At 64.2% G+C, this 14,042-nt stretch carries 12 protein-coding genes; 4 read left to right on the forward strand and 8 right to left on the reverse strand.

The window, feature by feature from the left end:
• Window positions 1-15: 15 nt before the first annotated feature.
• On the forward strand, window positions 16-753 hold the full coding sequence (locus CDE01S_RS04735) for a sulfite exporter TauE/SafE family protein (RefSeq protein WP_066704484.1): 738 nt from the start codon (window positions 16-18) through the stop codon (window positions 751-753).
• On the opposite strand, the gene ygiD is transcribed toward CDE01S_RS04735, so the two are convergent.
• Complete coding sequence (gene ygiD / locus CDE01S_RS04740; protein ID WP_500778409.1) at window positions 750-1,607, reverse strand: 4,5-DOPA-extradiol-dioxygenase; 858 nt, start codon at window positions 1,605-1,607, stop codon at window positions 750-752. The two genes, CDE01S_RS04735 and ygiD, sit on opposite strands and share 4 nt — an antisense overlap.
• A gap of 226 nt (window positions 1,608-1,833) precedes the next feature.
• Between ygiD and CDE01S_RS04745 the strand changes: the two genes are divergently transcribed.
• A complete protein-coding gene (locus tag CDE01S_RS04745; protein WP_066704488.1) occupies window positions 1,834-3,177 on the forward strand; it encodes a polyhydroxyalkanoate depolymerase in 1,344 nt (447 codons plus the stop codon).
• A 23-nt stretch (window positions 3,178-3,200) separates the two neighbouring features.
• Window positions 3,201-3,860, forward strand: coding sequence for an electron transport complex subunit RsxB (gene rsxB, locus CDE01S_RS04750; protein ID WP_066704490.1), 660 nt, complete (start codon window positions 3,201-3,203; stop codon window positions 3,858-3,860).
• A 27-nt stretch (window positions 3,861-3,887) separates the two neighbouring features.
• On the opposite strand, the gene CDE01S_RS04755 is transcribed toward rsxB, so the two are convergent.
• The 7 genes from CDE01S_RS04755 to scpA form a co-directional block, all read right to left on the reverse strand.
• Window positions 3,888-5,375, reverse strand: coding sequence for a methyl-accepting chemotaxis protein (locus CDE01S_RS04755; RefSeq protein WP_066704491.1), 1,488 nt, complete (start codon window positions 5,373-5,375; stop codon window positions 3,888-3,890).
• A 262-nt stretch (window positions 5,376-5,637) separates the two neighbouring features.
• On the reverse strand, window positions 5,638-6,111 hold the full coding sequence (locus CDE01S_RS04760; protein ID WP_066704564.1) for a VOC family protein: 474 nt from the start codon (window positions 6,109-6,111) through the stop codon (window positions 5,638-5,640).
• A complete protein-coding gene (locus tag CDE01S_RS04765; protein ID WP_066704492.1) occupies window positions 6,111-8,159 on the reverse strand; it encodes an acetyl-CoA carboxylase biotin carboxylase subunit in 2,049 nt (682 codons plus the stop codon). The genes CDE01S_RS04760 and CDE01S_RS04765 overlap by 1 nt, the downstream gene beginning before the upstream one ends.
• A gap of 19 nt (window positions 8,160-8,178) precedes the next feature.
• On the reverse strand, window positions 8,179-8,469 hold the full coding sequence (locus CDE01S_RS04770; RefSeq protein ID WP_066704493.1) for a helix-hairpin-helix domain-containing protein: 291 nt from the start codon (window positions 8,467-8,469) through the stop codon (window positions 8,179-8,181).
• Window positions 8,470-8,490: 21 nt separating this feature from the next.
• Window positions 8,491-10,023: an acyl-CoA carboxylase subunit beta gene (locus CDE01S_RS04775; protein ID WP_066704495.1), complete on the reverse strand. Its 1,533-nt coding sequence runs from the start codon at window positions 10,021-10,023 to the stop codon at window positions 8,491-8,493.
• Between the two features lie 58 nt (window positions 10,024-10,081).
• Window positions 10,082-11,095 carry a methylmalonyl Co-A mutase-associated GTPase MeaB gene (meaB, locus tag CDE01S_RS04780; RefSeq protein WP_084382732.1) on the reverse strand — a complete coding sequence of 338 codons (1,014 nt, stop codon included), beginning with the start codon at window positions 11,093-11,095 and terminating at the stop codon, window positions 10,082-10,084.
• Between the two features lies 1 nt (window position 11,096).
• Window positions 11,097-13,256 carry a methylmalonyl-CoA mutase gene (scpA, locus tag CDE01S_RS04785; RefSeq protein WP_066704497.1) on the reverse strand — a complete coding sequence of 720 codons (2,160 nt, stop codon included), beginning with the start codon at window positions 13,254-13,256 and terminating at the stop codon, window positions 11,097-11,099.
• A gap of 106 nt (window positions 13,257-13,362) precedes the next feature.
• Between scpA and CDE01S_RS04790 the strand changes: the two genes are divergently transcribed.
• Complete coding sequence (locus tag CDE01S_RS04790) at window positions 13,363-14,010, forward strand: GntR family transcriptional regulator (RefSeq protein ID WP_066704499.1); 648 nt, start codon at window positions 13,363-13,365, stop codon at window positions 14,008-14,010.
• The last annotated feature ends 32 nt before the right edge of the window (window positions 14,011-14,042 follow it).

Consider the following 14,042-nt stretch of genomic DNA (forward strand, 5'->3'; position numbering starts at 1 on the left):
CTTTCCTTCACTCGCATGCCTGATTTCCTCACCTTGCTGGTGGCTGAGCCTATCATCACCATCGCCTACGTGGTCTTCGGCCTGGTGGGCTTTGGCTCCACGCTGGTGAGTGCGCCACTGCTGGCGCACCTGCTGCCCGTTTCCACCGTGGTGCCCACCTTGGCGCTGACAGACATGATTGCCTCCTGGTCCAACGGCTGGCGTCTGAGCCAGCACGTGGCACGGCGTGAACTGGTCCGGCTGGTGCCGGCGCTGTTTGCCGGCAGTGCCCTGGGGGCCTGGCTGCTGTTCACGCTGCCGGTCAAGCTGCTGATGCCACTGCTGGGCGCCTTCGTGGTGCTGTACGCGCTCAACGGCTTGCGGCCGAAAGCCGCGCCCTCGCCGATCTCGCCGCGCTGGGCCTGGTGGTACGGTAGCGTGGGTGGCGTGTTCAGCGCGCTGTTCGGTGCCGGTGGCTGGGTCTACTCGGTCTACCTGCTGCGCCGGCTGGACGAGCCGCAACAGATCCGCGCCACGCAAACAGCAGTGCTGATGTTCAGTTCGGTGGTGCGGGTGGCCCTGTTCCTGCTGGCCGGGCGCCTGCTCGACCCGCAGTTGCTGTGGCTGGTACTGGCCCTGCTGCCGGCGGTGGGCCTGGGCCTCTTTGTTGGCCACCACATCAGCCTGCGGCTGGACCGCCGGCGTTTCCTGCTGCTGTTGCACAGCGTGCTGCTGCTCACCGGCAGCAGCCTGCTGTTGCGCTCGTTGATTTAATCCCAGATCACCGAGCGCATCGAGATCGATGCCCCCTGGAACTTGGCGTTGAAGAACTGCGGTGCCTCTTTCGCGTCTGCCGCACCGGCGGCGTAGAGCAGCGGCAGGTAGTGGTCATAGGTCGGGTGCGCCATCTGCGCCACCTGGCCGAGCTGCTGGAAGTTCTGCAGCTCATCCAGCTTGCCCTGCGCAATCTGCTCGCCAATGGTGCTGTCGAACTCGATGGCCCAGTCGTAAGCTTGGTCGTTCGACGCGCTGCGCTGCATGGTGCGCAGGTTGTGCACGATGTTGCCGCTACCCACGATCAGCACACCGCGCTCGCGCAGGCTCTTGAGTTGCTGGCCCAGCGCATAGTGCTCGGCCGGCGGGCGGCCATAGTCCATGCTGAGCTGGATGACCGGAATGTCGGCCTGGGGGAACATGGGTTTGAGCACCGCCCAGCTGCCATGGTCAAAGCCCCACTCGTGTTCATCCAGCCCCAGCGGGGCGTGGGTATGGGGCTGCTGCAGGCTGACCGCCAGGGCTTGCGCCACAGCCGGTGCGCCGGGGGCCGGATATTGCTGGTCGAACAGGGCTTGCGGGAAACCGCCAAAGTCGTGGATGGTTTTGGGCTGGGCCATGCCCGTCAGCCACCAGCCGCGCGTGATCCAGTGTGCCGAGATACAGAGGATGAGCTGGGGCTTGGGCCATTTTTTGCCGAACTCGCGCCCCAGGGCTTCCCATTGCGGCCGGAATTCGTTGTCCTCGATCACGTTCAGCGGGCTGCCGTGGCCGACAAACAGCACCGGCATGCGCGGGCTGGGCTGGAGATTCTGGAGCTGGGAGAGGCTGGCGGCCCCGGCAAAGGCGGTCATCTGGGTTCCGATCAAGGTGCTGGCGCTGCCGCTCAGGGCAGCCATAAAAGTACGGCGCTGCATGTATTTTGACTTTCTTTGCCGGAAGGAGTCTGCGCCGGACGCTGAAGTTCCGCGCCAGCTAAGGGTTTTTATGGGGGGTAAACATCCGTGAAATTACGCAAGCGGACTTCGGTCACTGCTGATATATTGCACTGCAGCAAATCCTTTTGGAAGCGAGTCCGCCATGCTTTACCAGCTCTATGAATCCCAGCGCACGCTGATGGAGCCTTTCTCCGATCTGGCACAAACCGCGGCCAAGGCCTTCAACAACCCGCTGCTGCCCTGGGGCCAGCTGCCCTTTGCCCAGCGTGTTGCGGCCGGCTACGACCTGATGCACCGCCTGGGCAAAGACTACGAAAAGCCGGAGTTCGGCATCCGCACCGTGGGGGTGGACGGCGTGAACGTCGCGATCCACGAGCGCGTGGAAATGAGCAAACCCTTCTGCGAACTGCGCCGCTTCAAGCGTTTTTCGGACGATCCGGCCACGCTGACCAAGCTCAAGGGCCAGCCGGTGGTGCTGATCGTGGCGCCGCTGTCGGGCCATTACGCCACGCTGCTGCGCGACACCGTGCGCACCATGCTGAAAGACCACAAGGTCTACATCACCGACTGGAAAAACGCGCGCCTGGTGCCGCTGTCCGAGGGTGAGTTCCACCTGGACGACTACGTGAACTACGTGCAGGACTTCATCCGCTACCTGCAACAAGCCTATGGCAACTGCCACGTGATGAGCGTGTGCCAGCCCACGGTACCGGTGCTGGCTGCCGTCTCGCTGATGGCCAGCCGCGGCGAGAAGACACCGTTGACCATGACCATGATGGGCGGCCCGATCGATGCCCGCAAGTCGCCCACGGCGGTGAACAACCTGGCCATGAACAAGAGCCACAGCTGGTTCGAGCACAACGTGATCTACCGCGTGCCGAGCAACTTCCCCGGTGCCGGCCGGCGCGTTTACCCCGGCTTCATGCAGCATGCCGGTTTCGTCGCCATGAACCCGGACCACCACGCCAAGAGCCACTACGACTACTTCCAGCACCTCATCAAGGGCGACGACGCCAGCGCCGAAGCGCACCGCCAGTTCTACGACGAGTACAACGCCGTGCTCGACATGGATGCCGACTACTACCTGGAGACCATCAAGACCGTGTTCCAGGACTTCAGCCTGGTGCAGGGCACCTGGGACGTGAAGAACGCGCAGGGCCAGCTGGAGCGCGTGAAGCCGCAGGACATCAAGACCACAGCGCTGCTGTCGGTCGAAGGCGAGCTGGACGACATCTCCGGCTCGGGCCAGACCGAGGCGGTGCACACCATCTGCCAAGGGGTGCCGAAGCAGCTGCAAAGGCATCTGGAGGCCAAGGGGGCCGGCCACTACGGCATCTTCTCGGGCCGGCGCTGGCGCGAGATCGTCTACCCGGCGGTGAAGGCCTTCATCCTGGAACACAACAAACCGCTCGCAGCCTCCGGCCCGGCGTCCAGGACCAGCGCCAAAAAACCGGCGGTGCGCAAGGCTGCTGCCAAAGCGGCGTGAGCATCGGCCGGATAATCGGCCCCATGTCTGCAACTGCCGACCAGATTCTCGACGCCCTGCCCCAGACCCAATGCACCCGCTGCGGCTACCCGGACTGCGCCGGTTACGCGCAGGCCATAGCAGCCGGCAAGGCGCCCATCAACCAGTGCCCGCCCGGTGGTGCCGAGGGCATCGCGCGGCTGGCACGGCTCACGGGCCAGCCTGAAGCCCCACTGAATCCCGACTTCGGCCTGGAAGGCCCGCTCACCGTGGCGGTGATCGACGAAGACTGGTGCATCGGCTGCACGCTGTGCATCAAGGCCTGCCCGACCGACGCCATCCTCGGCAGCAACAAGCTGATGCACACCGTGATCGAACCGCACTGCACCGGCTGCGAGTTGTGCATTCCGGTCTGCCCGGTGGACTGCATCCGGCTGGAAAACGTCAGCGGTGAGCGCACCGGTTGGGCCGCCTGGTCACCGGCGCAAGCGGCCACCGCCCGCAAGCGCTATGAATTTCATAGCTTCTGGCGCAAGCGGGACAAGGCCGAGCACGATCAAAAGCTTGAAGAAAAAGCGAAGATGAAGCTGGCCGACCTGGGTGCCCATTCGCTGCACACCGACCCGGCCGTGCTGGACAAGAAGCGCGCCGTGATCGAGGCAGCGCTGGCGCGCGCCCGGGCGCGGCGCGAAGGCGGCGCCTAGGGCCGCCCGCTTGCCCGATACCGCGCCTTAACTCGCCACCAGGTTCTTGTAGACGCCGCAGCCGATGAACACGTCGTCCACCTGCTGCACGTAGGACATCTTGGTCTGCAGCGTGCCGGTGGCCGGGTTGGTGATGTCGTACTCCACCCAGCCCGGTTCGTGGCTGGCCTGCGCCACGATGGCATTGAGCAGGCTCTGGCCATCAATGCCCGGAATGTCCTGCACCCGCGTGCCGACCTTGGCCGGGTTGCCGCCGAAGGCCACATAAGCGCCATTGCGGTCGAGCGCAAAGACATACATGTCGCGGTCGTGGAAGCCTTGCTGCGGATCGGTCAGCCCGCGCAGGAAACTGTCGCGCCCAGTCTGCTGACGGAACTGCACGGCTCGCTGCACCAGGGCCAGCGCCTCATCGGCCGTGCCCTGCTGCAAGCGGAAGGCAGAGACCGCCTGAGCCAGTGTGGAAGCCCGGTTCTCCAGGTTGACGGCCTGCGTCACGGCCCGCTCCACCATCTGCGCGTTGCGTTGCGTGATCTCGTCGAGCTGACGCACCGCCTGCGTGATCTCGGTCAGCGAGGAACTCTGCTCGGCGCTGGAGGTGGAGATGTGGGACATGTTGTCGGCCACGTCGCGAATGCCGGAGACGATGTCGGCAATGTGGGTGCCGGCGGTGCGGATCTGGCCCACGCTGGTGGTGACCTGTTCGCTGGAGGCGCCGATGAGCAGCCGGATCTCCTTGGCCGACTCGGCCGAGCGCTGCGCCAGCGAGCGCACCTCGCTGGCCACCACGGCAAAACCGCGGCCGGCCTCGCCGGCGCGCGCCGCTTCCACCGCCGCATTGAGCGCCAGGATGTTGGTCTGGAAAGCCAGGCCATCGATGACGCCGATGATCTCGTTCATGCGCTGCGCCGTGCCCTGCACCGCCTCCACCGACTTCACAGCCTCGGCCATGGCCTGGGCCCCGCGATCGGCCACGTCGCGCACACGCGCCGCCTGGGTGTTGGCCTGCTGTGTTGTCTGGGCGTTGTCCTGCACGGTGCTGGAGAGTTCCTCCACGCTGGCAGCCGTCTGCTCCAGGTTGGCCGCCTGCTGCTCGGTACGGTCGGAGAGTTCGCGGTTGCCGGTCGCCATGCTCTGGCCGGCGTTGGCCACCAGCGCCGAGTTGCTGCGGACGCTGGCCACCATGGCCGACAGGCTGCCGACCATCGCTGTCATGGACAGACTGATCTTGGCGACTTCATCGCTGCCACGCACCCGGACCTGCGTGCGCAGATCACCGGCGGTGGTCTTGTCCATCAACTGCATGACCTGCCGCAGATCGGCCATGAAGCTGACCTGGAAGGCCACCATCAGGTACAGCAGGACCAAGAGACCGGCGACCCCCGCCTCGACACCGATGAAATACTCGGCCGCAACGGTCGCCACCATCAGAACCATCAGAACTGTCAGCTTGGCTGACATCTGCAACCGGCGCATCAACCACGCGCCGGGCCCAAACAGACGCTTGAAAAAGCTCATGGATTTGTCTCTCTCTTATGCTTTTAATCGCATATCCTGCGCCTCAACGCGCGCTCAGAAACGCAGGATATGTCCCGTTTTTTGGGGCCAGTATATGACTCGGAAACGGTTTGAATCTAGTAGTTGAGCCAGAAGAAAGCCCGTAAGTCCATCGTCAGCGTTCGTCCGAGTTCGCGGACGCCACCTAGGCAAGATTCAGCATAAGGAATGACGAGGCCGGGCCCCTGAAACAGGGTTAACCCGGCCTGACAGAGCAAGAAAATCAGGCCGCCAGGGCGCTGAAGGCACGCACCACTTCGGGCGGCGCTTGGACCAGCTCGATCAGCACGCCCTCGCCGGCGATCGGAAACTCCTCGCTGGCCTTGGGGTGCAAAAAGCAGATGTCAAAACCCGCCGCACCCTTGCGGATGCCGCCGGGTGCAAAACGCACGCCGCGGGCCGTGAGCCATTCGACGGCCTTGGGCAGGTCGTCGATCCACAGGCCCACGTGGTTGAGCGGCGTGGTGTGCACGGCCGGCTTCTTCTCGGGGTCGAGCGGTTGCATCAGATCGACCTCGACCTTGAACGGGCCACTCCCCATGGCACAGATGTCCTCGTCCACGTTCTCGCGTTCGCTCTTGAAGGTGCCGGTGATTTCCAGCCCCAGCATGTCGACCCAGAGTTTCTGCAGGCGGGTCTTGTCAGGCCCGCCGATGGCGATCTGCTGGATGCCCAGCACCTTGAAAGGACGTGTCATCATTGAAACTCCACGATCGGCTGGTCCACCACCAGGCTGTCACCCTTGGCCGCCAGCACCTTGCCCACCACGCCGTCGGCGGCGGCGAACAGCACGTTCTCCATCTTCATGGCCTCGATCACGGCCACGCGCTCGCCTGCCAGCACCTTCTGGCCCGGCTGCACGGCCACATCCACCAGCAGACCGGGCATGGGCGAGAGCACGAAACGACTCAGGTCCGGCGGCGCCTTGAACGGCATCAACTGATGCAGCTCAGCCATGCGGGGCGAGATCACCAGCGCCTCGATGCGGGTGCCGTTGTGCTGCAGCCGCAAGGCCAGCGGGTTCTTCTGCATGCCGCGCTCCACCTGCGCGGTGAAGGCCTGGCCATTCACCGTGCCGGTGATGCAGATGTCGTTCAGGCGCGAGTTGCTACGAATTTCATAGCTGTCCGCGCCGATCTTGACACGTGCCGAGCCGGTTTCGCCCACAAACTCGTCCACATGCACCGGGGTGTAGGTGTTCTTGCCGTCGGCTGCCAGTGTGATCACCACATAGTCCTTGCCGGCATTCACGGCATAACCCGGCAGCTGGCCGGAGATCGTCGTGGCACGCTCACGCGACTTGCGGCGCACGAAGGCTGCCAGCGCCACCAGGAAATTCGGGTCTTCGTGCGGCACGTCTTCCGCGGCAAAACCCTTGCTGTAGTGCTCGGCAATGAAGCCGGTGTTGAAGTCGCCGGCCACGAATTTCGGGTGCGCCAGCAGCGCAGCCTGGAACGGGATATTGGAGCTGATGCCGCGGATGACAAAGCCATTGAGTGCCTCGCGCATCTTGGCAATCGCGTCATTGCGGTCCTTCCCGTGCACGATGAGCTTGGCGATCATCGAGTCGTAGTACATCGGGATCTCGCCACCGTCCTGCACGCCGGTGTCCACGCGCACGCCGAACAGGTGCTCGGTATCGGACTGCCACATGCTCTGCGTCGGCGGTGCGAAACGCACCAGGCGGCCGGTGGAGGGCAGGAAATTGCGGAACGGGTCTTCGGCGTTGATGCGGCACTCGATGGCCCAGCCGTTGCGCTTCACATCGGCCTGCGTCAGCGGCAGCTTCTCGCCGGCGGCCACACGGATCATCAGCTCCACCAGGTCCAGACCGGTGATGCATTCCGTCACCGGGTGCTCCACCTGCAGGCGGGTGTTCATCTCCAGGAAGTAGAAGTCCTGGTCCTTGCCGACCACGAACTCCACCGTGCCCGCGCTCTGGTACTTCACGGCCTTGGCCAGGGCCACGGCCTGCTCGCCCATGGCCTTGCGCGTCGCCTCGCTGATGAAGGGCGACGGCGCCTCCTCGATCACCTTCTGGTGGCGGCGCTGGATCGAGCACTCGCGCTCGTTCAGGTAGATCACGTTGCCGTGGCTGTCGCCCAGGATCTGGATCTCGATGTGGCGCGGCTCCTGCACGAACTTCTCGATGAAGATGCGGTCGTCGCCGAAGCTGTTGCGGGCTTCGTTCTGGCAGCTGGCAAAGCCTTCAAAGGCTTCCTTGTCGTTGAAGGCCACACGCAAGCCCTTGCCACCGCCGCCGGCCGAAGCCTTGATCATCACGGGGTAGCCAATGCCCTTGGCAATCTCCACCGCCTGCTCGGGGCCGCTGATGGCGTCGTTGTAGCCGGGGATGGTGTTGACCTTGGCCTCGTTGGCCAACTTCTTGGAGGCGATCTTGTCGCCCATGGCGGCAATGGAGAAATGCCTGGGGCCGATGAAGGCAATGCCCTCGTCCTCGCACCGCTTGGCAAAAGCCTCGTTCTCGCTCAAGAAGCCGTAGCCGGGGTGGATGGCCTCGGCACCGGTCTGCTTGGCGGCGGCAATGATCTTGTCGGCCACCAGGTAGGACTCGCGGCTCGGCGCCGGGCCCAGCAGCACGGCCTCGTCGGCCAGCAGCACATGGCGCGCGTCGCGGTCGGCCTCGGAATACACCGCCACGGTGGCGATGCCCATCTTCTTGGCGGTGGCGATGACTCGGCAGGCGATCTCGCCGCGATTCGCAATCAGGATTTTCTTGAACATGATGACGTCCTGTTCTCTCTCAAGGTTGTTGGGCCAGCAGCGCCTTGCGCCGGGCCGTGAAGTTCCACCACGGCTGGCTGGGCCCGCCGTTCATAAATTCGTGTGCAGCCAGAAAGGCATCCAGCACGCACGGGTCATGGCGCCGGCCCATGGGGCCGCGCAGTTGCTCGAAGGTTTCCTGTGGGTCCATCTCACGCACTTGTTGCGGCGTTGTTATGCCCAGGCCGCGCAGATCGGCCGCCATCGACTTCCCGATGTTCGGGATGTCGGTCAGCACACGGGCTTGCTCGGCGCGGCTTGCTTTGGGCATGGCAGGACTCGTAAAGCGGCTTCAGAGCGGGATGTTGCCGTGCTTGCGCCACGGGTTGTCCAGCTTCTTGTCCTTCAGCATCACCAGCGAGCGGCAGATGCGCTTGCGCGTCTCGTGCGGCAGGATCACGTCGTCGATGAAACCACGCGCACCGGCCACAAACGGGTTGGCGAAACGCGCCTTGTACTCGGCCTCCTTGGCGGCCAGCTTGGCCGGGTCGCCCTTGTCTTCGCGGAAGATGATCTCCACTGCGCCCTTGGCGCCCATCACGGCAATCTCGGCATTGGGCCAAGCGAAGTTGACGTCGCCACGCAGGTGCTTGGAGGCCATCACGTCGTAGGCGCCGCCGTAGGCCTTGCGCGTGATGACCGTGATCTTCGGCACGGTGCACTCGGCATAAGCGTAGAGCAGCTTGGCACCGTGCTTGATGATGCCGCCGTACTCCTGAGACGTGCCAGGCATGAAACCGGGCACGTCGACAAAGGTCACGACCGGGATATTGAAGGCGTCGCAGAAGCGCACGAAGCGCGCCGCCTTGATGGAGCTCTTGATGTCCAGGCAGCCGGCCAGCACCAACGGCTGGTTGGCCACGATGCCCACCGTCTGGCCGTCCATGCGGGCAAAGCCGATCAGAATGTTCTTGGCGTACTCGGGCTGGATCTCGAAGAAGTCGCCGTCATCAACCGTCTTGACGATCAGCTCTTTCATGTCGTAAGGCTTGTTCGGGTTGTCCGGCACCAGCGTGTCCAGGCTCAGCTCCATGCGGTCGCTCGGGTCGCCGCTCTTGCGCACCGGCGCCTTCTCGCGGTTGTTCAGCGGCAGGTAGTTGTAGAGGCGGCGCAGCATCAGCAACGCTTCCACATCGTTCTCGAACGCAAGGTCGGCCACGCCGCTTTTGGTGGTGTGGGTGACGGCACCGCCCAGCTCCTCGGCGGTCACTTCTTCGTGCGTCACTGTTTTCACCACTTCGGGGCCGGTGACGAACATGTAGGAGCTATCCTTGACCATGAAGATGAAGTCGGTCATGGCCGGGCTGTACACCGCGCCACCGGCCGACGGGCCCATGATCATGCTGATCTGCGGAATGACGCCGGAGGCCAGCACATTCTTCTGGAACACGTCGGCATAACCACCCAGCGAGGCCACACCCTCCTGGATGCGCGCGCCACCCGAGTCATTCAGGCCGATCACCGGCGCGCCGACCTTCATGGCCTGGTCCATGATCTTGCAGATCTTCTCGGCGTGGGCTTCAGAGAGAGCGCCGCCGAAGACGGTGAAGTCCTGGCTGAAGACGAACACCAGCCGGCCGTTGATCATGCCGTAGCCGGTGACGACACCGTCACCCGGGATCTTGTTGTCCTGCATGCCGAAGTCGACGCAGCGGTGCTCGACGAACATGTCCCACTCTTCGAAGGTGCCTTCGTCGAGCAGCACTTCCAGCCGCTCGCGTGCGGTGAGCTTGCCCTTGGCGTGCTGCGCGGCGATGCGTTTCTCGCCGCCGCCCAGGCGCGCGGCGGCGCGCTTCTTTTCCAGTTGTTCAAGGATGTCGTGCATGGTTCGTCCTCTGTCGGTGCTGATATATGAAGATGTTTACTACTGATTTGATAGCTGCTCACGCCCGTTTTTCATAGGCCTGAAGCAGATTTCTTGCAGCGGTGGAGGCAGCCAGCCGGCCGGCCGCCACGTCGGCATGGAGTTGGGGCAGGAGCTGACGCACCTGCGGGTGGGCACGGAAAGCCTGCTTGAGGCCGGCCTCGATGCGCTCCCACATCCAGGCCTGGGCCTGGGCCTGGCGCCGAGAGGCCAGCTTGCCATTGGCGGTCTGCAGAGAGCGGAATTCGGTGACGGCTGCCCAAAAGTGGTCCACGCCCTGCCCCAGCAGGGCACTAAGCTGCACCACCTTCGGATGCCAAAGCTTGTCGTCGTGGTGCGCATGTTCGGGGTTGCCGTGCAGGCCCAGCAGCCGCAGCGACGAGGTGATCTGTGCCTGGGCACGTGTGGCGGCAGCCGGGTCGATGTCGGCCTTGTTGATGGCCACCAGATCGGCCAGCTCCATCACGCCTTTCTTGATGGCCTGCAGGTCATCGCCGGCGTTGGGCAGCTGCAGCAGCACGAACATGTCGGTCATGCTGGCTACCGCCGTCTCGCTCTGGCCCACGCCCACGGTTTCGACGATCACGATGTCGTAACCAGCCGCCTCGCACACCAGCATGGCCTCGCGCGTCTTCTCGGCCACGCCGCCCAGCGTGCCGCTGCTCGGGCTGGGGCGGATGTAGGCCTGCTCGTGCACCGAAAGCTTTTCCATGCGGGTCTTGTCGCCCAGGATGGAGCCACCCGACACGCTGCTCGACGGATCGACCGCCAGCACCGCCACGCGATGGCCCTGGCTGATCAGGTACAGACCGAGCGCTTCGATGAAGGTGGACTTGCCCACGCCGGGCACACCGCTGATGCCCAGACGGAACGAGTTGCCGGTGTGCGGCAGCAAGGCCGTCAGCAGCTCGTCGGCCTGCGCGCGATGGTCGGCCCGGGTCGACTCCAGCAGCGTGATGGCCTTGGCCATGGCGCGGCGCTGCTGGGCGGGGCTGCCCTGCAGGATGCCGTCCAGGAGAGGCAGAGGCGCCACGTCAGGCCTTGTGGGCGGCTTTGATCTGTTCCAGCACGTCCTTGGCGCTGGCCGGAATCGGCGTGCCCGGGCCGTAAACGCCCTTGACGCCGGCTTCGTACAGGAAGTCGTAATCCTGGCGCGGAATAACGCCACCGACGAAGACGATGATGTCGTCCGCGCCCTGCTTTTTCAGTTCATTGATGATGGCCGGCACCAGCGTCTTGTGGCCGGCCGCCAGGGTGGAGACGCCCACCGCGTGCACGTCGTTCTCGATCGCCTGGCGGGCGCACTCCTCGGGGGTCTGGAACAGCGGCCCCATGTCGACGTCGAAGCCGAGGTCGGCAAAGGCCGTGGCCACCACCTTGGCGCCGCGGTCATGGCCGTCCTGGCCGAGCTTGGAAATCATCACGCGCGGACGGCGGCCGTGGCTGTCGGCGAAGTCGGCAATTTCTTTCTTGAGGGATTCCCAGCCTTCGGCTGAGTCATAGGCTGCTGCATACACACCGGTCACCTTTTGCGTATCGGCGCGATGGCGCCCAAAAACTTTTTCCAGCGCATCCGACACCTCGCCCACCGTGGCACGCAGGCGGATGGCCTGGATCGACAGGTCCAGCAGGTTGCCGTTGCCCTGTTCGGCCGCCGCGGTCAGTGCGTCGAGCGCGGCCTGCACCGCCTTGCTGTCGCGGCTGGCCTTGATAGCCTTCAGGCGCGTGATCTGGCCCTCGCGCACCTTGACATTGTCGACCTCGAGAATCTCGATCGGGTCTTCCTTTTTCAGCTTGTACTTGTTGACGCCGACGATCACGTCCTTGCCCGAGTCGATGCGCGCCTGCTTCTCGGCCGCGGCGGCTTCGATCTTGAGCTTGGCCCAACCGCTGTCCACGGCCTTGGTCATGCCACCCATGGCCTCGACCTCTTCGATGATCGCCCAGGCCGCGTCAGCCATGTCCTGCGTCAGCTTCTCCATCATGTAGCTGCCGGCCCAGGGATCGATCACGTTGGTGATGTGGGTCTCTTCCTGGATGATGAGCTGGGTGTTGCGCGCGATGCGGGCACTGAACTCGGTCGGCAGCGCGATGGCTTCGTCGAAGCTGTTGGTGTGCAGGCTCTGCGTGCCGCCAAAGACGGCTGCCATGGCCTCGATGGTGGTGCGCACCACGTTGTTGTAGGGGTCCTGCTCGGTCAGGCTCCAGCCGCTGGTCTGGCTGTGCGTGCGCAGCATCAGGCTCTTCGGGTTCTTGGCGTTGAAGCCCTTCATGATGCGGCACCACAGCAGGCGGGCGGCGCGCATCTTGGCGATTTCCAAGTAGAAATTCATGCCCACCGCCCAGAAGAAGGACAGGCGGCCGGCGAAATCGTCCACGTCCATGCCCTTGGCAATGGCGGTCTTCACATACTCCTTGCCGTCGGCCAGGGTAAAGGCCATCTCCAGCGCCTGGTTGGCCCCGGCTTCCTGCATGTGGTAACCCGAGATCGAGATCGAGTTGAACTTGGGCATGTTCTTGCTCGTGTACTCGATGATGTCGCCGATGATGCGCATGCTCGGCTCGGGCGGGTAGATGTAGGTGTTGCGGACCATGAACTCTTTCAGAATGTCGTTCTGAATCGTTCCGGACAACTTGTCCTGGCTCACGCCCTGCTCTTCCGCTGCCACCACGTAACCCGCCAGCACCGGCAGCACAGCACCGTTCATGGTCATGGAAACGCTGACCTTGTCGAGCGGGATCTCGTTGAACAGGATCTTCATGTCCTCCACCGAGTCGATCGCCACGCCGGCCTTGCCGACGTCGCCGGTCACGCGCGGGTGGTCGGAGTCGTAACCGCGGTGGGTGGCGAGGTCAAAGGCCACGCTCACGCCCTGGCCGCCGGCGGCCAGCGCCTTGCGATAGAAAGCGTTCGACTCTTCAGCGGTGGAGAAGCCGGCGTACTGGCGGATGGTCCAGGGGCGCACGGCGTACATGGTGGCCTGCGGGCCGCGCAGATAGGGCTCGAAGCCCGGCAGCGTGTCGGCGTATGGCAGGTTCTGGGTGTCGGCGGCGGTGTACAGCGGCTTGACGCTGATGCCGTCGGGCGTGACCCAGTTCAGGGCGTTCACGTCGCCGCCGGGGGCGGACTTGACGGCAGCTTTGTGCCAAGCCTCGAGGCTGGCACTCTGGAATTCGGGGTTTTTCTGGCTCATGGCGTGGCGGCGGGGCACAACAAGGCACCCAGTGTTGCGTTGCGTGGAGTTTACATCATTCATAATTATTGATGCAAAATATTCTGCACAGCTTACAATCACCGCCATGTCTGCCGTATCGCTTTCCCCCCGCGCACTTTATGAAGAAGTGGCCGAGCTCCTGCGCCAGCGCATCTTCAAACGCGAGCTGGAACCCGGCAGCTGGATTGATGAACTGAAGATTGCCGAGGACTACGGCATCAGCCGAACGCCCCTGCGCGAGGCCCTCAAGGTGCTGGCGGCCGAAGGCCTGGTGACGATGAAGGTGCGCCGTGGCGCCTACGTCACCGAGGTCAATGAAAAAGACCTGGCCGACGTCTACCACCTGCTCTCCCTGCTGGAGTCGGATGCCGCCGGCGTGGTGGCAAGCCGGGCGACGGACGCCCAGCTGCGCGAATTGCAGACCCTGCATGACGAGCTGGAGGCCGCAGCCCAGCCGGCCAAACAGGACCGGGAGCGCTTTTTCGAGATCAACGAACGCTTTCACATGCGCCTGCTGGAGATCGCCGACAACCGCTGGCGCGACCAGATGGTGGCTGACCTGCGCAAGGTCATGAAACTCAACCGCCACCACTCCCTGTTCAAGTCCGGCCGCATCGAAGAATCACTGGCCGAGCACCGCGCCATCGTGGCGGCGCTGCTGGCCCACGACGTCGCAGCCGCCACCCAGGCCATGCAGGCGCACTTCCGCAACGGCCTGGAAGCCGCCACCTGAGCTGTCCCCGGGCGGCCGGCTGTCGCACAGGC

Origin of the sequence: Curvibacter delicatus NBRC 14919, from assembly GCF_001592265.1 — a bacterium.
GTDB classification, from domain to species: domain Bacteria; phylum Pseudomonadota; class Gammaproteobacteria; order Burkholderiales; family Burkholderiaceae_C; genus Hylemonella; species Hylemonella delicata.